Source organism: Microvirga arsenatis (genome assembly GCF_009910705.1).
Lineage (GTDB): Bacteria > Pseudomonadota > Alphaproteobacteria > Rhizobiales > Beijerinckiaceae > Microvirga > Microvirga arsenatis.
In genome coordinates this window covers 449795-472235 of the sequence record NZ_JAAAXJ010000002.1, presented here as the reverse complement: position 1 = coordinate 472235, position 22441 = coordinate 449795, and the positions used below count along the sequence as shown (strand labels likewise).

General features: G+C 62.0%; 24 protein-coding genes and 1 tRNA gene. 12 read left to right on the top strand and 13 right to left on the bottom strand.

What is annotated here, in order from left to right:
- The first annotated feature begins 342 nt into the window (after positions 1-342).
- A complete protein-coding gene (locus GR303_RS05515; protein WP_161721012.1) occupies positions 343-882 on the top strand; it encodes an HNH endonuclease in 540 nt (179 codons plus the stop codon).
- A gap of 474 nt (positions 883-1356) precedes the next feature.
- Here the strand turns inward: GR303_RS05515 and GR303_RS05510 are convergent, their stop codons facing one another.
- The 3 genes from GR303_RS05510 to GR303_RS05500 all read right to left on the bottom strand — a co-directional run bounded on the left by GR303_RS05510 (position 1357) and on the right by GR303_RS05500 (position 6441).
- A complete protein-coding gene (locus GR303_RS05510) occupies positions 1357-3684 on the bottom strand; it encodes a DEAD/DEAH box helicase family protein (protein ID WP_161721013.1) in 2328 nt (775 codons plus the stop codon).
- On the bottom strand, positions 3684-5621 hold the full coding sequence (locus GR303_RS05505; RefSeq protein WP_201751898.1) for a DNA methyltransferase: 1938 nt from the start codon (positions 5619-5621) through the stop codon (positions 3684-3686). Before GR303_RS05505 ends, GR303_RS05510 begins: the two co-directional genes overlap by 1 nt.
- Positions 5622-5868: 247 nt before the next feature.
- Positions 5869-6441, bottom strand: coding sequence for a recombinase family protein (locus GR303_RS05500; RefSeq protein WP_161721015.1), 573 nt, complete (start codon positions 6439-6441; stop codon positions 5869-5871).
- A gap of 183 nt (positions 6442-6624) precedes the next feature.
- Between GR303_RS05500 and GR303_RS05495 the strand changes: the two genes are divergently transcribed.
- Both GR303_RS05495 and GR303_RS05490 read left to right on the top strand, forming a co-directional pair.
- Positions 6625-6858 (top strand): DUF6894 family protein, encoded by a 234-nt coding sequence (locus GR303_RS05495; protein WP_161721016.1) that lies wholly within the window; start codon positions 6625-6627, stop codon positions 6856-6858.
- A 101-nt stretch (positions 6859-6959) separates the two neighbouring features.
- On the top strand, positions 6960-7163 hold the full coding sequence (locus GR303_RS05490; protein ID WP_161721017.1) for a hypothetical protein: 204 nt from the start codon (positions 6960-6962) through the stop codon (positions 7161-7163).
- A 60-nt stretch (positions 7164-7223) separates the two neighbouring features.
- Here the strand turns inward: GR303_RS05490 and GR303_RS05485 are convergent, their stop codons facing one another.
- Positions 7224-7415 (bottom strand): hypothetical protein, encoded by a 192-nt coding sequence (locus GR303_RS05485; RefSeq protein WP_161721018.1) that lies wholly within the window; start codon positions 7413-7415, stop codon positions 7224-7226.
- 706 nt (positions 7416-8121) lie between these two features.
- Here GR303_RS05485 and GR303_RS05480 point away from each other — a divergent pair.
- From GR303_RS05480 to GR303_RS05465, 4 genes are all read left to right on the top strand, one after another.
- Positions 8122-8979, top strand: coding sequence for a hypothetical protein (locus GR303_RS05480; protein ID WP_161721019.1), 858 nt, complete (start codon positions 8122-8124; stop codon positions 8977-8979).
- 275 nt (positions 8980-9254) lie between these two features.
- Entirely contained in the window at positions 9255-9410 is a 156-nt protein-coding gene (locus GR303_RS05475) for a ribbon-helix-helix protein, CopG family (protein WP_161721020.1), read from the top strand.
- A 36-nt stretch (positions 9411-9446) separates the two neighbouring features.
- Positions 9447-9623 carry a hypothetical protein gene (locus GR303_RS05470; protein ID WP_161721021.1) on the top strand — a complete coding sequence of 59 codons (177 nt, stop codon included), beginning with the start codon at positions 9447-9449 and terminating at the stop codon, positions 9621-9623.
- Between the two features lie 13 nt (positions 9624-9636).
- Positions 9637-10083, top strand: a complete 447-nt coding sequence (locus tag GR303_RS05465; RefSeq protein WP_161721022.1) for a hypothetical protein — start codon at positions 9637-9639, stop codon at positions 10081-10083.
- A gap of 92 nt (positions 10084-10175) precedes the next feature.
- Here GR303_RS05465 and GR303_RS05460 read toward each other — a convergent pair whose 3' ends face one another.
- Positions 10176-10520 (bottom strand): hypothetical protein, encoded by a 345-nt coding sequence (locus tag GR303_RS05460; protein ID WP_161721023.1) that lies wholly within the window; start codon positions 10518-10520, stop codon positions 10176-10178.
- Between the two features lie 600 nt (positions 10521-11120).
- Between GR303_RS05460 and GR303_RS05455 the strand changes: the two genes are divergently transcribed.
- The gene (locus tag GR303_RS05455) at positions 11121-11579 is read left to right on the top strand and encodes a hypothetical protein (RefSeq protein WP_161721024.1); all 459 of its coding nucleotides are present in this window, start codon (positions 11121-11123) and stop codon (positions 11577-11579) included.
- On the opposite strand, the gene GR303_RS05450 is transcribed toward GR303_RS05455, so the two are convergent.
- On the bottom strand, positions 11555-13285 hold the full coding sequence (locus GR303_RS05450; protein ID WP_161721025.1) for a site-specific integrase: 1731 nt from the start codon (positions 13283-13285) through the stop codon (positions 11555-11557). The genes GR303_RS05455 and GR303_RS05450 overlap by 25 nt on opposite strands.
- Positions 13286-13384: 99 nt before the next feature.
- A tRNA-Leu gene (locus GR303_RS05445) sits at positions 13385-13469 on the bottom strand.
- A gap of 178 nt (positions 13470-13647) precedes the next feature.
- On the opposite strand from GR303_RS05445, the gene GR303_RS05440 reads away from it, so the two are divergent.
- Complete coding sequence (locus GR303_RS05440; protein WP_161721026.1) at positions 13648-14754, top strand: complex I NDUFA9 subunit family protein; 1107 nt, start codon at positions 13648-13650, stop codon at positions 14752-14754.
- A gap of 12 nt (positions 14755-14766) precedes the next feature.
- Here the strand turns inward: GR303_RS05440 and GR303_RS05435 are convergent, their stop codons facing one another.
- Complete coding sequence (locus tag GR303_RS05435) at positions 14767-15495, bottom strand: sulfate transporter family protein (RefSeq protein ID WP_161721027.1); 729 nt, start codon at positions 15493-15495, stop codon at positions 14767-14769.
- 60 nt (positions 15496-15555) lie between these two features.
- Between GR303_RS05435 and GR303_RS05430 the strand changes: the two genes are divergently transcribed.
- Positions 15556-16902, top strand: coding sequence for a flavin monoamine oxidase family protein (locus GR303_RS05430; RefSeq protein WP_161721028.1), 1347 nt, complete (start codon positions 15556-15558; stop codon positions 16900-16902).
- On the opposite strand, the gene GR303_RS05425 is transcribed toward GR303_RS05430, so the two are convergent.
- The 4 genes from GR303_RS05425 to GR303_RS05410 form a co-directional block, all read right to left on the bottom strand.
- Complete coding sequence (locus tag GR303_RS05425) at positions 16877-17596, bottom strand: Crp/Fnr family transcriptional regulator (RefSeq protein WP_161721029.1); 720 nt, start codon at positions 17594-17596, stop codon at positions 16877-16879. The genes GR303_RS05430 and GR303_RS05425 overlap by 26 nt on opposite strands.
- A 248-nt stretch (positions 17597-17844) precedes the next feature.
- A complete protein-coding gene (locus tag GR303_RS05420) occupies positions 17845-18441 on the bottom strand; it encodes a hypothetical protein (protein ID WP_161721030.1) in 597 nt (198 codons plus the stop codon).
- Complete coding sequence (locus tag GR303_RS05415) at positions 18438-19637, bottom strand: AAA family ATPase (protein WP_161721031.1); 1200 nt, start codon at positions 19635-19637, stop codon at positions 18438-18440. Before GR303_RS05415 ends, GR303_RS05420 begins: the two co-directional genes overlap by 4 nt.
- A 6-nt stretch (positions 19638-19643) precedes the next feature.
- Positions 19644-20636 (bottom strand): 2-hydroxyacid dehydrogenase, encoded by a 993-nt coding sequence (locus GR303_RS05410; RefSeq protein WP_161721032.1) that lies wholly within the window; start codon positions 20634-20636, stop codon positions 19644-19646.
- 164 nt (positions 20637-20800) lie between these two features.
- Between GR303_RS05410 and GR303_RS05405 the strand changes: the two genes are divergently transcribed.
- Both GR303_RS05405 and GR303_RS05400 read left to right on the top strand, forming a co-directional pair.
- On the top strand, positions 20801-21334 hold the full coding sequence (locus tag GR303_RS05405; protein WP_161721033.1) for an SH3 domain-containing protein: 534 nt from the start codon (positions 20801-20803) through the stop codon (positions 21332-21334).
- Positions 21335-21407: 73 nt separating this feature from the next.
- A complete protein-coding gene (locus GR303_RS05400; RefSeq protein ID WP_161721034.1) occupies positions 21408-21554 on the top strand; it encodes a DUF3096 domain-containing protein in 147 nt (48 codons plus the stop codon).
- On the opposite strand, the gene GR303_RS05395 is transcribed toward GR303_RS05400, so the two are convergent.
- Complete coding sequence (locus tag GR303_RS05395) at positions 21544-22422, bottom strand: EamA family transporter (protein WP_161721035.1); 879 nt, start codon at positions 22420-22422, stop codon at positions 21544-21546. The two genes, GR303_RS05400 and GR303_RS05395, sit on opposite strands and share 11 nt — an antisense overlap.
- Positions 22423-22441: the final 19 nt, after the last annotated feature.

Genomic DNA, 22441 nt, shown 5'->3' with positions numbered 1-22441 from the left:
AAGGACTTGTGAAGCTGGTTTAGGCCGTTAGCTGCCCGGAACGCTGCTCTGCCTCCAGCGACTCTCCTGTAGGGCTTTTTGGGGGAATCGCGGCGCTGGCTGGTGCAGGCTGTTCTACGACCCATGAGCGCGACCATGTGTGCCGGTCGCCAGGTCAAAAGCCCAACGAGATCAAGTTCATCAACTACTTAAGGGATAGATGGTGCCCAGGAGAGGACTGATGCCTCCCGGAGCTAAGCGCTTGATTTTAATGGCTCTTCTGAGCCGTCCGGTGCCTCGATGTGTACCGGTTTTGTGTACCGGTCGCAAGCCCCGGTCGATTGCATTTCAGGAGAAACATTCATGACCACCCCCCTTCAGGCGCGTGCCCAGCGCACGGCCGAAAGAGAGGCTGCCCTGCCCCCTGAGCGCCTCCGTGAGTTGCTGACATATGATCCTGGAACAGGGGATATCCGGTGGGCCGTGCGCCGCAGTGGCTCGCGGGGCATCGGGTCTATTGCTGGGCACACGTCCAAAGACGGCTATATCCGGATTGAGATCAATGACCGGTCATTCCTGGCCCATCGGGTTGCCTGGGCGCTTTATCATGGCGTATGGCCGCCGGCCTATCTTGACCACCTCAACGGAAACCGCTCGGACAACCGGATCGCAAATTTGCGTTCGGCGACAGCGACGGAGAACCGGCGCTATCGTGCCAGCCGCAACAGCACCGGGTTCCGGGGCGTGAGTCGGAGCGGCAACCGCTTTGCGGCCAGCATTACCGTCGATGGCCGCACGATCCATTTGGGATCGTACAGGCTCCCCGAGGTCGCGGCCGAGGTCTATGCGCAAGCGGCCCGTCAACACTTCGGTGAGTTCGCTCGGCCCGATGAGGATGCGTAGGCTGATTGGTCCCTGTCCGCCTCGAACAAGACCATCGTCGCAATCCAGCCGATGATGGTCCAGCTTACGAGCAGGGACACGCAGACGAGCGGCTGTCTTCCGAAAATCGTTGTCCTCGGACCTGATCCAGCAGATCAGAGCCGTTGGCAATACAGGATCGGAAAACCGAATTTTTGCTGATGCCGCTGAGGAAGCTCGGGTCAGGACGGTTGAGGAGGTTCGCGCGTATGCCCAGCAGAACTCGTGATGATGGCATATCGACAGCTTCGTTTCCGTCAGGAGACCTGACAGGAGCGACTTGAGCGAGCGCATCTCCGTTCGGAGGATCTGAACGGGAACAGCGCCGACGAACCTAAGCCTCGCCACCATGCACGTGACGGCCACGGAAGTGAACGAGCCTCGGAACCGAGGCTGGCTTGGGCTGCAAGCTTGCTGGTGGCGCGGAGACAGTAGGCCAGGATAGGAGTCCAGCGGCTAAAGAGTGAGCGCCGTCTCGACTGCCGTCTTCGTATCCGGCACATGCGTCGTCCCGAGCCTTCCGCTTACCCAACGCCAGACGGTGTAGCCTTCCCGGCCCGAAGACCCGATCTGCCCGGAGGACGCGATGTTCCAGCGGCCTTCGGTGATTAGGCGCACCTGGATTCGTGGGCGGTCGCCGGTGCTGTCGATGTCGAACAGCTTTCGGCGAGCGTCCTCTGAAATGAGATGGTGCCCTTTAGTGTCAATGGCGACGACCATCCTGTCGAGCCAAACGAGGAAGTCGGGCCAGAAGGTACCCGTGGACCCGCGGTCCAGCAGGGGGATGAAATAGCCTCCGTTCTCGGGGTTACGGCACCATACTCGTTGGGTGCGGTCGAGTGCTCGGGCGATATCGAGCTCGAAATCATTCAGCCCGCTGTAGCGGGGATGGAGAGCATTGTTGAACGTCACTGCTTTCCCGGGATCCACCGCGATGGGCTTGACGCTATAGGGAATGTCGTCCTCGTTCTGGAGAATTCTGGAATGTTCGATGTACGCATCGACAACCTGAGCTGCGACGTCACGCACGTGCTGAGCCGCTGGGCTTGCGATCTCGACCATGGCATCGAACTTGGGGAGCTCGATATCCACCAAATTGACCGGCCCCCCGGCCCGGCGGAGACCTCCGGGGAAGAGCCTCTGGATTTCACGGCGGAAGATCGACCGTACGGAGACGCGGTTGCTGTGCTCGACGTCAATCCACTCGTAACTCGTCCGCCCGTTAACCCCAATATCCTGGAGCACGTGCATGCGTCGCCCGGCACCGACGACGTTCGGGCCACCACCGCGGAAATCCATCATCCTCGACACGATCCCGTTGATCGCATCCCGCGCGGCCTTGGAGTAGATCGAAACGGTCGGGACTGCGCGGGGCTTGGAAGGCGGCACGCGGTACTGGTCGGCGCGCCGATTCTCCGGGCGTACCGAGAGTTCGACAGCTGGGTGTTCTGACGCGAGCTGAGCGCTGACGTCGTCGATAATATCTTCGAATACGCCCTGCTCATCGGACCTGATATAGAAGTGAGCGGTGTTGAGGATAGGGTCGGCATAGTGCTGGGCGCCCGGCTGCCGGAGCACGCGCCCGATCACCTGCGTGATCTGACGGGGCGACGCCATCTCTTTGTCAATGTAGGCGAAGCCGCACTGCGGGTCGTCCCATCCCTCCTGAAGAGCAAGGTTGAAGATGATGTGTTCGTAGCTGCCGGAGACGAAGTGGTCGTAGTCGCGGTCTCCTGCCCCGAACAGATTGAAGATTTTGGGCGGCGGCGCACCGGGGAACTTGAGCTGGGCGTAGACGGCGATCTTGCTTGGGTCGATGCCTGACGCCACCAGATGGCGCCAGATCAATATTGGGCGCGCCTGCCGCTCCTCGAATGGGCGCTTGGCGTCCTCCGCGATGGGAACCCCGTCGACGGCATTCGTCGTGCAGACGTATATGGCCTTTGGATGGAACGGTTTATCGATATTGGCGGCGGCCTGGGTGGCCTCGCGCATATCGGCGAGCATCGCGTCGACCGCGGTCTCCATGGGCGTGACATAGCCCCCGATGGAGATGCGGCGCTTCACGAGGCCCGCTTCCACCACCGCCGCGCTTGCAACGGTTGTCTTGAAGTCGTCATCAGTCCAGCTCCGGTCCGTGCGCAACCGGCTCATGATCCGGTCGAGCGCGGTAGGAACGGTTGGAGTGGCGCTCGCGGAGATCAGCGCGTCCGGGGCGAGCTCCATGAGACGCTCGGTCTGCAGGTCCGAGAGGTTCTGTCCCTCATCGTAGATCACGATGAGCGGCCGGCGCTCGCCGTTTGTGGTCCGGCGCCGCTTGAGCAGGGTCCAAAGCGACTCGTCAGCGAGGTCGAGTTGGACTTGGAAGATGCGGCGGTCCTGCTCCTGGTCATCCTGCCGCGCGAACTTACCCACCGTTGCGACGAGCATCAGGGGCGTAGCCGCATCCTCCATATCGGAGGGTGCGAGCTCTAAGAGGGGCTTCACATTGAAGCCCGGGATGTTCTCAGCGTACTTGCCGGCCGAGAGATTGTTATAGGTCTGCCAAACCACGACGCGTCCTTTCGACAGCCAGAGCACGACAGGCTGTCGGGGCAGTCGCGCCTGGATTTGGGCGCAAGTGTCCGCAAGGATGAGTGTCTTGCCGCTGCCAGTGATCGAGACGAGGAGCTGGAAGAACGGCACCGTCTTGGTCATGTCGACCATGAGAGGGTTGGAGACGTACTCGGCGAAGCGCTCCGCGATCTGCGTCGAGGCGGCCTCCTGAAACTTGAACAACTCCATCAGGCGGCCTCGTCGTCGTGGTTGTAGCGCTCGTTCTCGTCCAGCCCAAGGTGGGCCAGGATCTTGTCGGGGATCTTCCAGAACCGAACGTTGGGTGACTGGAAATCCTCGTATCGGGCATAGACGTGGAAGGGTGGCTTGATACCGGCCCGCTTCGCCTCTGCAGCCACGACCTTGTAGCTATCGAGGTCGACGGACCCGACCGGTCCGCCGTTGTTCCAGATCAGGAAGTAGCCTTCCCCGGTCTCGTCCCTCCCTATGAGATACTGGTATCCTTCCTCGTCGATGCGCTGCAGGTTGGGCGCCGTCCGGCGGTGGTTCTCCCAATGCGACGTGATCACGACGTCTATGAGCTCGTCCCGCTTCATCGTCATGACGGCGCGCGCATCAATGGTCTTCGTGAGCAGGCGATATTCGAAGCCACCTCCAAGTGGCGGCGCCGAGTTGCTGCCAGGGCGCGTTCCGCTGATCACGTTGTGAACGCGTTGCCAAGTGAGGGTGCGGGCATACTTGTCGCCATTCTCCGGCGAGCCCTGCTCGATCAGGATGAACCGGCGGGTGGCGCCCGTGGTCTTGTTGAGCTCCAGCACGGCATGGCCCGTGGTCCCAGACCCGGCGTAGGGGTCCATAACCAGACCGTTCGGCGGGCACCAGATCTGTATGATTTTAGAGAAGAGCTTCAACGGCTTCACCGTGGTGAAGCCGTGCCCCTCGCCGACAATGGCCGTGAGCTCACTTACGCCGTCGCTGGACCGCCCGGACTCGGTGTAGTCCCAGGATACCGCGCCAGTCTCGGTCGGCTCGACTTCGCCCTCGTCACCGCTGAAGTCGTCGTCAGCCCAGTAGGTGACCGGGACTTTGCCCTTCTTGATCTGCTCCAGATAGGTCTTAACCCGTGGGCGGCCTTGCCCGTCGCGACCGAACCACACGAATGGCCAAGGGCCTTTCTTCAAAATCTCCAGCGCACGCTCGCGGACCTCCGAGGGGACCTTCCCAGGCTCGGCGCCGACCACCATTAGCGCCTTCTCTTTGCCGTCTCGGATGCCCCGCTCCTCGTAGGGGGTGCCCCATTCGGAGAGCCAGCTCTTGATGTTCTTCTTCGTATGCCGCCAAGCGCCATTCCCTGCCGGGTAGTGCAACTCGCCGGTGAAGGGCGATTGGATCGCATAATCCGCCTTGGCCGAGTAGGTCTTGGCGGTGAGATTGCCCTCGCGCCAATCGCCGCCGGGATCATTATCCCAGTTTGCGTAGCGCCGGTTATCGTCCTCCCCACGCTCTAGCGAGCCGGTTCGGGCCTTCGTCATATCCTTGGCGTAGACCAGCACATATTCCGTCGAAGTCGACACATGCTTGTTGTCAGGGCGAGGTGCGGCGGACTTTTGCCAGTTGATGATGCCGAGCCGGTTCTCCTCGCCGAACACCTCGTCCATCATCATTCCGAGGTGGAAGAGTTCATTATCGTCGATGCAGATCGCGATCACACCGGAGGGGCGGAGCATTGCCTTCATCATCTGCAGTCGCGGCATCATCGCCTTGATCCACTTGGTGTGGCGCGAGCCATCCTCCTTCGAAACCAAGGTTCCGAGGTCGGGATCGTTCGGGTCGACGTCCCAGCGATCGTTGTAACGGAACTGATTGCCTGTGTTGTAGGGCGGGTCGGTGACAATTAGATCAACCTGACCACGCCATTTGTAGAGGGTTACCATTGCCTGCAGGTTTTCGCCCTCGACCAGCAAATTTCGGGCTTGTTCCGCAGGAGAGCCGACATGGAGCTTGGGTTCACGGCGCATGATGCGTGGGCGCACTCGCCGGGCGATCTCCATGGCCGAGCGTTTGCCATGAAAGCTCAGGGCGACGCCATTCGACAGCAGACTACGAGCAAGTTTGATCAGATCTTCCCGATCAAGATTCTCAATTGCGTCTTCGAATTCAGGCACGTTTTTGCAGCCTCGTGACTCTGACGGGTTCATTCCCGTTCACCATAGCTTCAGGAGGGGGGACGCCAGAACGATCACACCGACACCCCCGTCCCTGTTCAGTTTTCCCGCAAGCAGCCGTTACTTGGCCAGTGGTTGGTGCATGATATGCACAGACAACCTAACGACCGGTTTTCCGCTTGGATGTTCATGATATGTTCGTAACAGACAAGCTTGCGCATGACAACGTAGCATAGCGTCACGATTGTCATGAGGACCGAGGGCTCCTCGAATTGCCTCGGGTGAGAGTGCGATGGACACTCCCCTTTCCGATTCCGAGCTGCGCCGCGATCTTGCCCATGCTCATGCCCTGGGCGGCGAGCGCATTGATCTCGTCGGCCTTGGTCTGGATCGTCGCCGGCCGGCCTTTGTACTTGCCCTCGCTCTTGGCCTTCGCGATCCCCTCGCGCTGGCGTTCGAGCATCATGTCGCGCTCGAATTCGGCGACCCCGCCCAGCATGGTCATCATCAGCTTGCCGGTCGGCGTTGTCGTGTCGATCCCGAGATTGACGATGTTGAGCCCGACGCCCTTCGCCTGGAGTCGACCGACGATCTCCCACATGTGCCGCACCGATCGGGCGAGACGATCCATCTTGGTCACGACGAGCACGTCGCCCTCGCGCACGAAATCGAGGGCGGCCTCCAGTTCGGCGCGGCGGCCGATCGATGAGACCCGCTCCGAGAAGATCCGCTCGCAGCCGAGCGCCTTCAGGTCGCGCACCTGGGCTTCGAGGCCGGCCTCCTGTTCCAGGGTGGATGTTCTGGCGTATCCGACGAGCATGGCGGCTTCCGATCGTTCCAAAAGGTCTAAGACATTGAAGCCAGTCCCGTTCCAAATGTCAATTGCTATTTATCCGGAACGGATGTAGACGGGAGCCGGAACGTTCCAGCAGGTCCTGCCTTATTGGAACGATGAACAAAGCGCGGGGCTCATTGTTGATGAGCGATAAGAGTTTGAGCGCCAGTGCCCCGGTACTATTTCGACATCGACGACGGTAAGAGGTTCACTCAAGACCTACATGGCCTGGAGTTGGATGGTATCGAGGCGGCTAAGGCGGTGGCGCAGAACACCCTAACCGAGATCGCCAAAGATCTCCCCCCTGATGGAGACCAGCGCGACTTTGACGCCACGGTGAGGGATAGGGCTGGGCAGCCGGTCCTGCGGATCAGGCTCTTGTTGAGAGTGGAAAGGCTGTAAGCATAAGTCACACTCTGAAGACGGCAGCCAAGACCAAGCCCCTGTTGAACGAGATGAATCCTGCTGCCAGCTCTCGGCATTGTCTCCGCGGAGGTTCTGCCATGAACAAGCTCGCCGCGTCTCTCGTCATGGTTGCCGCACTCGCCGCCGCTCCCGCTCTCGCCTGCAATGATCCGGCGCACCTTCGGGCTGCCCGCGATCAGGCCCGCGCTGCTGAAGCCCAGGCCCAAGCCCTGGAGCGCCAGAACCGGGAGCTGCGGGCGCAGACGAAGGTCATGGACCAAGAGCGCCGAGCCCGACACTGACGGCCAGCGGGGGGTGAGTGGGGCTTCCGCTTGAGGCTACCGCCCCGCTTACCCCTTGGCTCAGGCCTGCGGCTCTGCCCTCACGTAGCTGTCGAGCAGGCAGAGCACCGCCTCTTCTGCTTGGGCATGTGGCCATTGCTGCCGCTCTGCCATCGGTCGCCTGACCAAGCGCCTGTAGAGTTCTTCGAGCTGCTGCACCAGCTCATGCCGCTCCTCTTCGTTCCACATGTTCACCTCCATGGTCAGCCCCATGAAGATCCTAGCGCCAGTTCCGGCCCGCGCATCAGATCTTTGGAGGTATTCGGACGGATCGTGAGGGTCCCGCAAAGACACGGCAACAGCATAACGCATCAGGACCAACGTTCAAGAGAAGTAGTTTCAAGAGCATCGCCGGCCTCTAATTTGCATTGTTGCATTGTTCGACTTCAAGCAAGCGGGCAAATGTACAACCCTATATCTTTTATTACGACTAGGCCGCCGCCTTTGCTTTGACCGACACAATCGCTGCGTACAAAAGGCCGAAATCAAAGGCCCAACCCCACCCCCCAAAGAAAGAGGCGTCGGCCTTTCCTTTATGAAATTTTGTTGCGTTCTGTAAAAAGTCTTCGGGTTTCGACGGCCCAGTGGGTTCCCGATTGAATTCCACGCCTCTCGCATGTGGAATTCAAACTATGGCGGGGCTCTCAAAAGGCCTTGTGGGGCAAGGGGAGAGGGAGCGGGGCCGGAACTGCCTTCGCCTGCCGACTGAGGCTGCCCAAAAAAGCCCAGGCAACTTAATTCAGTATATCAAAGTCCCTCCGCGACCGCCCGGCCCGGCAAGCTCTCGTCCCTGGTGACGGAACATTCCGTTAGCTCCGCCGCTCTCCGTCCATGAGGGGAGCGGCGGCTCCGATCCATACAAAAAACCCCTGCTCGCCAGCGTGCCACCGGAGGCCGAGCAGGGGTGTGAAGCATCGCCATGAAGAACCACTATACCTTTGTTGCGAATAATTCGCAAGAAGCCGAGGCTTTCTGGGCCTACTGGACCACCTACGAGCCTCCTTTTGACCTCGAAGATTGCCAATACGGTCAAGTTTCCCTCCTGGACGACTTTCTCCAGTCCCGGCAGAGGGATACCACTCCTGCACCTCTGAGTGCTCCCGCCGCGTGTAGTATAGGTTTAGGGTCTGCTGAAATTATCCGCCGCCCTGGCCGTCCTCCTGGACCGTGGCACCGCCGTCGCAAGGTGGGGCTTCGCCGGGTCTCGCGCTGTATCAAGCTCAAGCGCACGGTGGCGGCTCTCTTTGACGCGGCGGCTCATGCCAATCGCATCGATAGGCCTCTCAACCTGTTCATCTCGATCACGCCGACCGAGATGGACGCCATGCCGGCGGAGGAGCGCTCCCGGTACTGGCAGATGCTCATCTGCGCTATCGGCCAGCCGCTGCGCAATGCCGGGCTGCCCGCCACGCACCTGTGGGCGCGGGAGTCATGCCGGCTCCTCAACGATGGCCGGGGCGAGCACTTGCATCTGCTGATCCATGTCCCTAACCGGGCGCTCCGGCGGAAGATCGAGGCCTATCTCACCAATCGCTTTCGACAGGCGGGCGAGGTGGACATGCGCCCGGCCAGCACGGCGGCCAAGCGCACGGCCAACGGCCGCTATCACAGCGTCGTCACCTATGTGCTCAAGAACATGGGCTCGAACGTCGCCCGTGGCACCAGCCTCTCCTACAAGCTTGGCGGCCCCATTCTCGGCAAGCGCTGCGGGTGCAGCCGTGACATCGATGCAAAAGCCGTCGCCGAGTGGCGGGCAAGGTATCGGATTGCGGCCTGACCACAATAGGACAGCGTTCCGCACGGCGCGGCTGCGCCAGCTTAGCCGGCTGCTATGGTCATGCTTGCATATATGCATTATTATGCTTCCGAGTCTTGCGTTTTTGCACAATTATGCTAGGATGTATTCGTTCTTTTTCCTCGTGAAGGACTCCTGAGCAGGAGCGAAAACGGCTCCGGACTGGCCCCGTTCGGCCAGCGCACAGCCGACGTGCGTCTATTCCTCCGGTCAGGGTCGTCCTCCTGCCGGACCTCTCCCGTTACAGGACAATCCTCATGAAAAAGGACACGCGAACCGTCGCCGTCGTCTCGCTGCCGGCTGACCTGCTGGCTGTTATTGATCAGCTCGCCGCCGCCGAGATGATCTCGCGCTCAGCCTTCATCCGACGTGCAGCGGCGCGGGCCGCCCGACAGGAGAAAGCGACGGTGTGATGACTGCTCTCCCTACTCAAACCAGAGGGCGGTGCAGTGGCTGACCAAACAACAAGCGTTCAGATCCAGGTCGGCCTCAATGTCGAAGGCCACGATCTCATCGACCGCCTCAAGACAAGCCTGACCGGTCTACAGCGGCAGATCCGCGACCGCATCGTCGGCCTGTTCATCCTCGACAAGCCTGGCCGGCGATGCCACCTTCAACGATCCTAGGCAGTACAAAGTGATGGCGCGGAAGCTGCGCGAGCAGTTTCAAGCGGCAGGCCTGGGTCCGAGGGAGTACGAGGTCATCGACCATCATGCTCGCGGGGATGCGCCTCCGCATCTCCATTGGGCGCTCAAGGGCCAGAAGGTGGCGGAGAAGTATCGGGCCTTTCTTGAGCGCCAGCGTGCCCAGGCCAGGGCCTTAAGGCCCAGGGTGCCGGCGCAGACGCAGCCCAGCAGCTTCGAGCAGCCTGTGCCGACGCCCGAGGGCCTGATCCGCGACGTGCCCTCGGCCAACAGTCCCGGTGGCGGCAACCGCACGAGCTACAACGACTTCGGCGGTCCCTCGACCACCATCAACATCAACGGTGGCAGCATGGACCACCACCAGATGGCTGCCTCCGTGCAGCGCCACATCTCCGCAGTGTGGACGCGCCGGACCAATGACCTAGAGACGGACATCGCCTAAGCGCGTTGTCTCTCAACTTGGCCTGATTAGATTCCCGGTCGGCAACTCTTGAAACCGGGGTGGGGCTCATGTCGCCCACCCCGGCCTCGCCCCTACCAGCCGTTCCGATCCATGATGGCCAGGATGGCCGCAGGCCCCAGCCCGGTCGCCTCCATGGCACGGCGGGCGAAGGATCTGCTTGATGCGCCGACATCCTTGGTGGTGTGGCGCGCCGGCTGACCGTCGAGTTCCTCGCAGCCCTTGCGCAACATGACCCATGAAGCGTTGCGGTATTTGCGCTTGAGATCCTTGATGATCTCAGTGGCTAAGTCATCTGAGATGGCCGCCCTCCCCGTCTCGTCCCGCCGAGGCGAGGAAATCTGCTGGGAGAACTCCAGCAGCGCCTTGCCAACGGACTGCGCGAGACGGGCCAAGGCTTCGGCAGTTGGATCAATCATGAAACTCTCCTTCTTGAGGGTTTCATAAGAGACTGCATGATGATCTCAAGCTCGTCAAGAACAACCACATGTCTGCCGTTCTCGTTCGCGTTAACAAACCCAACCTGAAAGCACTCATAATGCCCGGTCACGCTGAAATCCTAGCCGATCACCATGGCCCGTATGGGTCTCCACGCTAGCCCGGAGGCGCGGGCCTTCGTCGTTCAAGCTCTTGACTAAACAATGCGCGTCGAAGTCGCGGGCGATAAGGCCCACGTGACGCTGCACGATCCTCATGGCGGCACCATCTTGAGCGTCGATGCTCAGGGCAAAGTCATCGACGTGGCTTGGACGAGTTCTTGCGCGATCTCATCCAGGCCAACCGCTCGATGTTCCCCACGGCGACGCCAGCCAGTCTTGCCCGCAATCCCTTCGCCAAGCAGAGCTGGAGCTTGAGGCTCTGACCGGAGCACCGGCACCCGCGACCAAACCCCAGGCCAGCACCCGCCCGACCGTCAATCCGTGGCGCAAGGAAACGTGGAACGTCACTCAGCAATACACGCTGGAGAACACCCAACCCGAGTTGGCTCAGCAGCTCATGGCAGAAGCGGGAGCGCGCTGATGACGATGAATGATCAGCAGTTCGTTGATGTCGAGCGGCAGCTCCGCGAGGAGTTGACCGAGCTTATTGCGCGCCAACGCGGTCTTGACCGAAGCAATCGCCTGTACCTATCCTGCCGTGAAGAGGGGCTCCGCCTCATTGGCGAATACCGGCATCGCAGCCCCTTCATTCCCGTGACCAAGATCGAGGACGTGCTCGTGCGCGTTGCCGAGAACGAGCGCGCCCGCCGCACCGTCCAGGAGGAACTGGCAGCCATCCGCGCCGCAGCCGCTGCGCAGGCGCAGGCTCCATCGGAGCCCGCTGCCGATCCTACCGTGATCAGGCTCGTCGTCCGGGACGAGCTGACGAGTCGCGCTTTCCCCATCACCCTTCCGGTCAAGCAGGTTGAAAACCGGTGGAATTGGGCTCCAGTCGGTGATGCCCCGGCGAGTGTTCAGGCGGGTGGCTCCCGGCCGTGACGCGTGGGAGCAGGACAGCCCAGGCTCCCGCCCCCAACAGTCTGGTTCTGATTTCCCGTCTCCACCGGCACCGGGATCTTGATGATGGCTTCGTACAAGGTCTGTGTATGCCCATGCCGATATTCGGAACCCTCCTCGTGCCCGATAATGGCTTCGATCACACTGTCGTTGATGTGGAGGCGTTGGCCCATGGTGACGAACCAGTGCCGCAGTGCATGGTTGGGGGCTTTGCGTGGATCGGTGAATCCTTGCTCTCTGATCCATGCGGCAAGCCGGTTCGTGACGCCCTTCGATGCGTGTTTCTTCGAAGGGTCGCCGGAGCTGCGGCGGTAGAACAGCGGTCCTGAACCATGCTGTCGCACGAAGTCGAGGAAACCGGCCTCAATGATGGCAGGGTGAATGGGCACCGTCCGTTCGCTCCACTCGTTCTTGAGCGAGCCGCCATCCTCGGCCGGCCGGATCACCATCACGGCGATGCCGTCCTCCATCGTGATGCGCTGCCCCCACAGCTGCGCGACCTCGCCGATGCGGGCACCGCTCAGGGCGGCCAGCCATGGCAGCCATCGCTGGGCCGGGCTCGTCTCGCGGGCGGCCAGCGCCAGGATGCGTGCGACCTCATTGTCGGTGTACGGCCGCATTCTCTGGCCAGCGCGTCGCTTCACGCCCATTTTTATGCCGGCGGCGGGGTTCACTGCCAGACGCTTGTTCTGAATCTCGAAATTCAACAGCGCCTTGATCGCTGCAAGATGATTGTGGCTGATGGTCTTCCGGCTGAGGCCGGCGTCAACCAGCCGGTCTTTCCATCGCACGATATCCTCGTGCGTGATCCGGCCCACGACCTCGTGCCCGAGGTGTCTTTTCAGGGATGCGACCACGCCGCGCCATGTTGAAACCGTGCTGGCGGAGGGATGGGTCTCCTTGCGCCAGCGCTCGAACACGTCGGTCAGGGTTCGGTGGGAGCCGCCCGCTTCCGAGGGCGGCTCGAAGGTGGGAAACCGGCTGATCTCGGGATCGGGGCTGAAATCGTAGGCGGCGTGCTTCTTGAGCTGTCGGCCGGCCTGGATCGCCGCCATGGCCGTGAGCTTGAGCAGGAGCGGCCGTTGCTCGGGAAGCAGCTCGATCCCGCGCTCGGCGAGCAGCCAGTTGGCCAGCCGTCCGAAGCGTTGCTCCAGAGCGGCGGTCGAGTCCGACGCCGGCAGGGCATCAATCCCTTGGGTTAGGCCCGGTCCGAACCGGGCTTCGGCGGCGGCGGCCTCGTCGGGTTCGCTGCCGGGCACCAGCTCGGGCGCATCCTGGATACGTCCTTCCATCGCCGCACGGGAAAAGCCCTTGAAGGCTTCCCAGCGCCTGACCGGGCCGGGATCGTCGCCGTGAGTGGCAAGGAACAGGTCGTAAATGTCTTTCGACAGGGCGGTCAGGGTGCGGGACGAGAGTTTCACCGGCTCGGTGCGGGCAGCCGCATAGATTTTCGCCAGATGGGTTTGGGCGACCAGAGAGCGAGCCTCATGGACGTTCTTGTCAGGCGTTCGGGTGGAAAAGCTCACCTCAGTGCCGATGGTGGTCTCGACGGTGAACGGCGGTTCGCGGCCTGTGCTCGGGAACGAGATGATGATGCGCCGGCCGCGCACCTTGCCGAGCACGTCCACCGGCACCCGCTGTCGGAACCGCCAATTGGAAGAATCACGGCGCTGGCTGGTGAAGGCCATTCTACGACCCATGATCACGACCATGTGTACCGGAAATGTGTACCGGTCGCCGGATCAAAAGGCCAATGAAATCAGCACTTCAACTACTTAGGGGATAGTTGGTGCCCAGGAGAGGACTCGAACCTCCACGGCTTTCACCACTGGTACCTGAAACCAGCGCGTCTACCAATTCCGCCACCTGGGCATGCCTTGTCGGCGAGGCTTCGTTTACGGTGCTTCTGGCGGCGCGTCAATCACCGAAAATGCGAGCGATGCGCTTTCTTGGGCCCGCACCTCTTCACAGGTCATCGGCGTTTGACTAGAGACGTTCCAGTTTTCACACCCAAGCTCGTTGCAGGTCCTTATCCGGGCAGGAGAGTTTCATGATCGGCGCCCTTCGCACGCCTGAGCAGCAAATCGTCACCGTCTTCGGCGGGTCGGGCTTTCTCGGCCGCTATGTGGTGAGCCTCCTGGCCCAGCGCGGCTACCGCGTCCTGGTGCCGACCCGGCAGCCGAACCTCGCGAACTTCCTGCCCCTGGGCAAGGTGGGGCAGATCCACCCGATCCATGCCAACCTGCGCCACCCCGACTCGGTGGCCCATGCGGTGGCCCGGGCCGACCATGTGGTCAACCTGGTCGGCATCCTGCAGGAGACCCGCCGCCAGCGCTTCGACGCCATCCATGCCCAGGCGCCGGCCCTGATCGCCGAGGCCGCCAGGAAGGCCGTCTCCTTCACCCATGTCTCGGCCATCGGCGCCGATGCGAATTCCGAATCGGCCTATGCCCGCTCCAAGGCCGAGGGCGAGGCGGCGCTCCTGCGGGTGCGCCCGGATGCGGTGATCCTGCGCCCCTCCCTGCTGTTCGGGCCGGGGGACAACTCCTTCAACCGCTTCGCGACGCTCGCCCGCATGCTCCCCGTGCTGCCCCTGCCCGGCGCCGACACCCGCTTCCAGCCGATCTATGCGGGCGACGTGGCCGCCGCCATCGTGGCCGCAGTGGACGGCAAGGTGCCGACCGGCCGCACCTACGAGCTCGGCGGGCCCGAGATCCGCACCCTCCGCCAGATGATGGACTTCGTCTTCCACGTCACCGAGCGCAGGCGCGCCATCCTGCCCGTTCCGGCCGGCATCGCCCGGGCCATGGGCAGCGTCCTGGGCGGCCTCGACTGGCTCACCCTCGGCCTGATGCCGAACGAGCTCGTCACCACCCGCGACCAGGCGATCCTGCTGGAGCGCGACAACGTGGTGTCGGAGAGCGCCCGCGCCGAGGGCCGCACGCTCGAGGCGCTGGGGGTCACCCCCACCACCATCGAGGCCATCGTGCCGAGCTACCTGGTGCGCTTCCGCAAGAGCGGCCAGTTCGATCTCAGGCGCAACGCCACCCCGGGCAGCGTGCCGGATCTGCTCGCGCCCCAGTCAGGGGGAGCCGGGTCCGACTTCCACCCGGATCGGGCGATCGGCCCGGCGGTCGGCCAGCGGGCAAGCCGCTGAGCCGCCGGCCCTTCAGCGGTTCTGGAGGGACGCCTGGCCTTCCCGGCCCGACGGGATCGCAGCCCGGCCGCGCGTGAGCCTCTTGTGCAGGTGCACCATCATCGTGGCGCCGAAGATCGGCACGAGAAGGTTCAGCACCGGCACCAGCACCAGGCCCGCCAACACCGCACCCGCGGCGAGCACCGTGCCCCGGTGCTCGTGGCGCAGGCGCGCCACCTCCTCCGCCGACCAGAAGCGGCCGGCCGCCAGCTCGAAGTATTCCCGGCCGAGCAGGTAGGCATTGGCCACGAAGAAGGCAGCGATGTTGATCCCGGGGATGAAGAGCAGGAACAGGGCGGCAAAGTTGACCAGCAGCGAGAGCCCGGCGAAGCGGATGCCGTAGAGAAGAGCCTGGCCGAAGGGCAGGGCGCGCCCCGGCGGATCGACCGGGTAGTCCTTGCTCTCCACCACCTCGGCCACGTCGTCGAGGAAATAGCCCGCCACGATGGCCGAGACGGCCGGCAGCAGGTAGATCAGCGCCACGAAAAGGCCGAAACCCGCCAGGAAGAAGGCGAAGCTGTCGAGGATCGGGTAGCTGGCGCTCAGATCGTGGTTGGTGAGGAAGATGTCGAGGAGCTTGGTCAGGCCGAGCCAGACCAGGGCGAGCAGCGCCAGGGTCAATCCAACCGATTTCCAGAGGATGCGCCGCAGCGCGGGCGAGAAGACCTCGCGGGCTGCCGCGAAAACCGATTGGATGAGCATCTGTCGTTCGTCTCCTAAGGGTGCCAAGGCCACGCTTGCCGCGGGGCGCGGAGCTTACTTATGAACGACGCGGCTGCAAAGCGAGAGGCGGGAGGGGCCGTGGCGCTGGAAACCGAGACGACGGGCGTTCCTGGAGGTGTTCCTGGGACGAACGCGGACGTGGTGATCGTCGGGGCCGGCAGCGCCGGCATCGCGGCGGCGCGGCGCCTCCTGGCGAACGGGCTGAGCGTCGTGGTGCTCGAGGCGCGCAGCCGCATCGGCGGGCGCACGCTGACGCGGCGCTTCCGGGGCCATCCCCTCGATCTCGGCGCCCACTGGCTGCATGCGGGACCCATCAACCCGCTGGTGAGGCTGGGCCGCGAGAGGCGCGAGCCGCTGCGGCGGGCGCCGGTGGAGGGGCATGTCTTCGTGCGGGGCCGGCCGGGAAGTCGGGCTCAGGGCGCCGCCCTCGACCGGGCCTTCGCCATGGCCGACCGGGCCATGACCCAGGCCGCGAAGGGGCGCGAGGACCAGCCGGCGGCAAAGGCCCTGCCGCCCATGGGGCCGCAGGGAAGGCGCGTGGCCGCCATCCACGGGCTCGTGTCGGGCCGGCCCCTCGGCGAGGTGAGCCTGCACGATTTCCCCAGCATGGAATATGCCGACAATCTCTTCATCGCCGGCGGCCTCGGCGCCTATGTGGAGCGCCTGGCCCGGGGCCTGCCGGTGCGGCTCGGCACCGCCGTGCACGCCATCGACTGGTCGGGGCAGGGCGTGCGGGTCGAGAGCAGCGCCGGGACGCTGCATGGGAGAGCCGCCATCGTCACGGCCCCGATGGCCGTGCTGCAGCGGGAGGCGATCCGCTTCGTCCCGGCCCTGCCGGACGCCTGCAGGGAGGCGATCCACGGCTTCACGGAAGGCGTCTACGAGCACGTGGTGCTGCACTGGCCGGGCTCGCCCTTTCGCGGCGCGGACCGCCTGGCGAGCCTCACGGGCGGGCGCCGGGAGCCGCCGGGGCTTCTCACCTGCATCGACGACACGCCGTTCCATTTCTTCGAGCTCGACCAGCCCGGAGCCGCAGGCTTCGACCGCCGCGATCCCCACGCGCCCTTCCGCTTCGCCCGCGAGGTGCTGGCGGAGCATTTCGGGCACCGGGCGATCCGGGATCTCACCGTGATGCACGCCACCGCCTGGCGCCACGATCCCTGGTCGCGCGCCTCCTGGGCCGTGGTGCCGCCGGGCCTCCATCCGATCCGCGACATGCTGAAGGCGCCGGTCGGGGAGCGGATCTGGTTTGCGGGCGAGGCGCTCTCGCGCGCCCAGTGGGGCACGGCAGGCGGCGCGTGGGAGGAGGGGGAGCGGGCGGCGGCGGAGGTTCTCGGGCAGCTTGCTCCCCGAAACGGGGCTAGCGGCTCTCGCGCTGGAGGTTGAGGTAGGTCGAGGTGAACTCGCCCGTCGTCTTCAGGCGCTCCCAGTCGAGGATGGTCAGCGCGTCGCCCTGGAAGCGGATCATGCCCTCCTTGCGCAACTCCTGCAGCACCCGGTTCACATGCACGGTGGAGAGCCCCAGCGTGTCGCCGAGCTCGGCCTGCGTGATCGGAAGCTGCACCGTGTCGCCCTCGGCCCGGCCCACCGTCTTGAGGCGCAGGTAAAGCTCGCAGATCAGATGCGCCATGTGGGCGGTGGCGGACAGGCGGCCCATGGCGGTGAGCCATTCCCGGTGGATGGCACCGTCGATGAGCGTGTTGAGCCAGAGCATCCGGGTTAGATGCGGATATTCGTCGGTGATCTTTTCCAGGGTCGCATGCGGAACGGTGGCGATGCGGCAGGTGGTCAGCGCCAGCACGCCGTGATCCATGGTCTTCAGGAGAAAGCTGTGCAGGTCGAGGAAGTCGCCGGCCACGTGCAGGGCGGAGATCTGCCGCCGTCCGTTGGAGACGATCTTGTAGCGCGCCGCGAACCCGTCCAGGAGCAGGGAGCTTTCCGTCGGGCGATCACCCTCCCGCACGATATCCTCGTCGGCCTCGACCACGCGAACCCGGGAGATCGCATTCTCCAGCACCTTCTTTTCCTCGTCCGAGAGCCGGTCGCGCTGTTCGAGTTTCAGAATCAAGGGGTTGGTCATCAGGGCCGTGCGGGGGGATCGTGGAACCCCTGTTCTGGTCGGAGACCGAACTTAGCTGCACTCACATATGTTTATGCCCAGGATGGTTTCTGTTCCTGCAATCTGTCGTTAGGTGCGTGATGAAACAAATTAATTTATATATGCAGAAAGTTTAATTTCATCAGAATACATTTCTGCATGTATTCTTAATACAAAACCAATAATATTTTATAATATAGAACGAACATTAATTATTCTAAATTATAGTATCAATTGAATATAATACTCATCTCTTTTCGCATTTTTCTAAATGATCGATCGTCATTCGCTTGTAGGTCGATCAACGATGTATATTTCTGTTGATCAACAGTTTCGCTATAGAACACTCCTTGATTGAGGTAATTACGCTCGAAATAACCCTTGGCATCTCTTATACCATGTGCATTTGGAGATGGATTGTAAGGTGCTTTAAACGTAGCATGGTTAGTACCTGGCCCAATTGATGTATTGAACCAAGTCTCATATTCCCTGTATGGCATTACGAGGGAAACAGGTACATTAAAATTATTATTTAAGATAAGTCTACTCAATCTCTGTTGTTCGGTGACTGGACAGTCATCATCTGCATCCATTATAATCAGAATATGTGGCTTACTGTATTCAGATAGTTTAACACTACCTAGCAACAATGAACGCATAAGCTCGTCATCTTTAGCATACTTGGACCTTGGTAATCGAAATGGCGTTAAGACATCAAAATCGTATCTATTGTATATTTCATGTGCAAAGCGGCGTAATAGTACCGGTACTGCCGGAACTTCACCATGCCCCTCCACAATGGAGAATATACCAATATTCTTACTCATGAGTGTGCAAAAAGTTCCAACTGAGTAATAGGCTTAATATTCGTTAAGTCAGGCTCTAACTGCCTATTTCTCAACAGATCTCCGGCTGTATAAAGTTGCTGTTTTATGGCATCAACACTCGATTTATCAGCATTGCTTACAAAAGTTTCTCCATCTATATTCCTTACTACTCTTACATCATCGATTTTCAGATTCTCGTGATCTAGCAAATCAGGGCTGTGAGTTGTCGCAATAACCTGCTGGGATCTGGAAGCTTCGAAGAGGGCGTCCATTACTATTCCTGCCGCACCAGGATGGATAGTCATTTCTGGCTCTTCAATACTTACTAGTGACGGAGGACCATAGACCCGGCTGTTTTGAAAGAGGGCAGTTAAGAGGCCTATCGAACGGAGGGTTCCATCAGACATAGAATGAGCAAGGAAACGCCATGGATGAGCAGAATTCTGAACTTTCTGTCTAAACTCAAGTGTTTCCTGAGGGCCAAAGGACCTATTATCTACTCCTTCAATCATTGGATTGATCGATCTAAGATATGCTTCAACTCTCTCAACAGACTGTGGAGCGCTTTCTTTCATTTGCCTGATAACAGAAGAAATATTACGTCCAGTGTGAGATAATATATCTCCGGCTTCATGTGGCTGCGGAGCCCGGATATCCGCAGGGTTTATATTGTAAAAAGCCATCCTGGTCAGGAAATCGTACAAATCTCTGAATTCTTCCAAGCCAGATAAGCTTACCAGCATCAGCCTATCTGATGTGATCTTCGGAAAGGCTTGTACTGATCCGCTGAATTTTACAGTCTCGCCCCGCTTTATTTCGTAGTGGGCTGGTTCTATCCCATCACTTGAGATGGAAGCAACTTCTCTTTGCACTACGTATGCACCGTTTGGTTGTGCGCCTATTTCGAAAGCGAAGTATGCAGAAGCTTTATCACTCAATCGGATATTTAATCTAATTCCAAAGTGTGTTGGGTGACCTGTGGAGCGCCGACGTACACCATCGATTCCGCCTCTCTGGCGTATTGCGTAATCTAGCCCCTGCGATAAAGCCTCACTGGTGAACTTTATCGCATCTATAAAATTGCTTTTACCTGCACCATTTGGGCCAACCAAGATTGAGAGAGAGCCCAACTTCACACGGCAGCGGCCAATACTTTTGTAATGCCGCAGGAGAACTTCAGATATATAACGATCCATATTTCCTCACAGCATGCTCGGCAGCACGCGGTCCGGCGGCTTGTGGCCGTCCACGAAGGCGCGGATGTTCACGATCACCTTCTCGCCCATGGCGATGCGGCCCTCGTGCGTTGCCGAGCCCATATGGGGCAGCAGCACCACCTTGCCCTGCTTGGCTAGCCGCACGAGGCGCGGGTTCACGGCGGGCTCCTCCTCGAACACGTCGAGGCCCGCGCCGGCGATGGCGCCGGATTCGATGAGCTTGGTGAGCGCCCCTTCGTCGATGATCTCGCCGCGGGCGGTGTTCACCAGGATCGCATCCGGCCGCATGAGCTTCAGGCGCCGGGCGGAGAGCAGGTGATAGGTGGCGGGCGTATGCGGGCAGTTCACGGACACGATGTCCATGCGCGCCAGCATCTGGTCGAGGGATTCCCAGTAGGTCGCCTCGAGCTCCGCCTCGATCTTCGGCGGCACGCGGCGCCGGTTGTGATAGTGGATCGAGAGGCCGAAGGCCTTGGCGCGCCGCGCGAGCGCCTGGCCGATGCGGCCCATGCCGACGATGCCCAGGCGCTTGCCCGTGATGCGCCGCCCCAGCATCCAGGTGGGCGACCAGCCGGCCCAGTCCCCGTCCGGAATCACGCGCACGCCCTCGGGCAGGCGGCGGGCCACCGCCAGGATCAGCGCCATGGTCATGTCTGCCGTGTCCTCGGTGAGCACGCCCGGCGTGTTGGTGACGGTGATGCCCTTGGCCACCGCCGCCGCCACGTCGATGTTGTCGACGCCGTTGCCGAAATTGGCGATCAGCTTCAGGTTGGGCCCGGCCTGCGCGACGACGGAGGCGTCGATCTCGTCGGTGATGGTGGGAACCAGCACGTCGGCCGTCCTGACCGCCTCGACGAGCTCCTCCGCGGAGAGGGGCTTGTCCTCCAGGTTGAGGCGCGTGTCGAAAAGTTCGCGCAGGCGCGTCTCGATGGCGTCGGGCAGGCGGCGGGTGACAACGACCAAGGGTCTCTTCTTCATCGGCTCATGGGTCCCCAGCACTGAAAAAGCCGCGACTTGGAAAGAGTTTCACGCTCTCTTAACCCTGCTTCGGCGATCAAAGGCGACAGCCCGCCGCGTGGCGGCATCCGTCAAGCTTCTCTACCAGAGCCTGAAATTCAAGACAAAGCCAGATCGGGGGAACCATGCGCAGGATCGTTCTTGCCCTTGCCGTCGTCAGCCTGAGCGCCGCGTCGGCTCTTGCGCAGCAGCCGCCTGGCGGGCGCCTGGGCACGGGCCTGCCCGTGCCGCGCTACGTCAGCCTCAAGACCGACCGCGTCAATCTCCGCGAGGGCCCCTCCAAGGACCACCGGACGGCCTGGGTGTTCCAGCGCGCGGGGCTCCCCGTGGAGATCATCGCCGAATACGAGACCTGGCGGCGCATCCGCGATTCGGAAGGCACGGAGGGATGGGTGCTCCACTCCCTGCTCTCGGGCCGGCGCACGGCCCTGGTGATGCCCTGGGCCAAGGGCAAGCAGCCCGCGATCAGCCTCTTCGACCGGGCCGACGAGAAGGGCGCCGTGGTGGCCCATCTGCAGCCGGGCGTGATCACCAACATCAAGGGCTGCGACGGCAAGTGGTGCCGGGTGATGATCGTGATGGACGGCGCGCCGGACGTGGACGGCTACATCCAGCAGGACCGGCTCTGGGGCGTCTATCCCAACGAGACGGTGGAATAGGGCCTTTCCGATTTATCAAGCATTCGGGCTCTAGATAAGGAAACATCGTTTCCTTCACCGCGGACGCCTGCCCATGACCCTGAACCTGAGCTTCAAACTCCTGCCGATCCTGGCCCTGGCGCTCGGCATCGCGTCGCTCGTCGCGCCGCGCTTCCTCAACGTCTTCGTGGCGATCTTCCTGATCGTCTACGCCCTGGTGGGCTACGGATTCATCCGCTGAGGGGCCGGCGCATCAGGCGGCCACCGAACACGTTGAAGGCGAGCCCCAGCACGATCACCGCTCCCCCGACGGCCTCGATCGGATGCAGGGCCTCGCCGAGAATCAGGGTCGAGCCCAGGATCCCGGCGACCGGCACGAAGAGCGCGAAAGGCGTCACCGTGGCCGCCGGGTGGCGGGAGAGCAGATAGGCCCAGACCCCGAAGGCGAAGATCGTGGTGGGATAGGCGAGATAGGCTATCGCCGCCAGGGTGCCGCCGTCCATCCGGGTCAGCGCATCAATCACCCGATCCGGGCCGTCGAACCAGAGCGAGAGGCCGAGCAGCGGCAGCGGGGCGACCAGGCTGGACCAGACGATGTAGCCCAGCATGTCGACCCGGCCGGCCCGCTTGGAGACGATGTTGGCCACGCCCCAGCAGGCGGCCGCGACCACCGTCATGAGGAAGGGACCGGCGCCTCCGCCCGTCATCCGCGGCCAGGCGATGAGCACGAGGCCGAGGCCGGCCACGATCCCGCCCAGGATCTGGTGGGGCCGCGGCCGCTCGGCCATCAGCACCGCCGCGAAGAGGATCGTGAAGAAGACCTGCGCCTGCATGACCACGGAGGCGAGGCTCGCCGGCATGCCGAGGGCGATGGCGGCGAAGAGCAGCCCGAACTGGGCGACGCCGAGGAAGAAGCCGTAGGCGACCACGTTCCTCCATCCGGTCTTCGGGCGCGGGATGAAGAGGACGGCCGGAACCGCCGCGAGGAGAAACCGGAGCGCCGCCAGCAGCAGGGGCGGCATGGCGCCGACCCCGAGCTTGATGACGACGAAGCTCAGGCCCCAGATGGTCGTGACGAGAAGGGCGGCGAGGCTGTGGCTGAGCGGCATCTGATTTTTGAACCCGGGC